Source organism: Pseudomonas sp. LP_7_YM (assembly GCF_004364435.1).
In the GTDB taxonomy this organism is placed as follows: domain Bacteria; phylum Pseudomonadota; class Gammaproteobacteria; order Pseudomonadales; family Pseudomonadaceae; genus Aquipseudomonas.
Genome location: NZ_SOCT01000040.1, coordinates 1 through 1,300 on the forward strand (window position 1 = coordinate 1; position 1,300 = coordinate 1,300).

1 protein-coding gene is annotated in these 1,300 nt (G+C 59.2%); it reads left to right on the top strand.

What is annotated here, in order from left to right:
* On the top strand, positions 1-1,300 hold a 1,300-nt coding region (locus EC915_RS24695), incomplete at both ends, for an IS66 family transposase (RefSeq protein ID WP_133753070.1).

Here is a 1,300-nt window from a genome sequence, read left to right on the forward strand (position 1 = left end):
GTCGACACCATGGGCAGAAAGAGCCACCGCGATGACACCATCATCGAGCAGTTGACCCACGAGATCGCACTCCTCAAGCGGCACCGGTTTGCCAAGCGCAGCGAGCAGATCAGTCCTGAGCAAGGCAGCTTGCTCGACGATCTGCTTAACATCGATCTTGAGGCTATCGACGCCGAGCTGACGGCACTGCTTCCGGCTCCAGTTCCAGCAGAGGCGCGCCAAAAGCCGAAGCGCGCGCCGTTGCCGCCACAGTTTCCACGCACCGTCATTCATCATGAGCCAGAAAGCACTCAGTGCTCCTGCGGTTGCCAGCTCCAGCGCATCGGCGAGGACATCAGCGAGAAGCTGGATTACACGCCAGGCGTGTTCACCGTCGAACAACACGTGCGTGGAAAGTGGGCCTGCCGTCAGTGCGAAACACTGATCCAGGCGCCGGTACCGGCCCAGGTGATCGACAAGGGCATCCCAACTGCAGGCCTGCTGGCTCACGTGATGGTGGCGAAGTTCGCTGATCATTTGCCGCTGTATCGGCAGGAGAAAATCTTCGGCCGCGCCGGTTTAGCGATCCCGCGCTCGACACTGGCGCAATGGGTTGGGCAGACCGGTGTGCAGCTTCAACCGTTGGTTGATGCCTTGCGAGAAGCTGTCTTGGCACAGCAAGTCGTCCATGCCGACGAGACGCCGGTGCAAATGCTTGCGCCCGGACAGAAGAAAACTCACCGTGCTTATGTCTGGGCTTACTGCACCACGCCGTTCTCGGCAATTAAAGCTGTGGTTTATGACTTCAGCCCGAGCCGGGCTGGTGAGCATGCGCGTAACTTCCTCGGTACGTGGAACGGCAAGCTGGTGTGCGATGACTTTGCTGGCTACAAAGCAGGCTTCGAGAAGGGCATGACCGAAATCGGCTGCATGGCCCACGCCCGCCGTAAGTTTTTCGATCTGCACGTGGCGAATAAAAGCCAGCTGGCAGAGCAGGCGCTGCACTCGATTGGCGGCTTGTACGAGGTTGAACGCCAAGCGCGAGACATGAGTGACGAGGATCGATGGCGAATCCGGCAAGAAAAAGCAGCACCCTTGGCGAAAGCACTGCACGACTGGATGTTGACCCAGCGCGATCTTGTGCCCAACGGCTCAGCGACAGCCAAAGCCCTGGATTACAGCCTTAAACGCTGGGTAGCGCTGACGCGCTACCTGGAAGATGGCGCTGTACCCATAGACAACAACGCAGTCGAAAACCAGATTCGGCCGTGGGCACTTGGACGTTCCAACTGGTTGTTTGCCGGGTCGCTTCGCAGCGGCA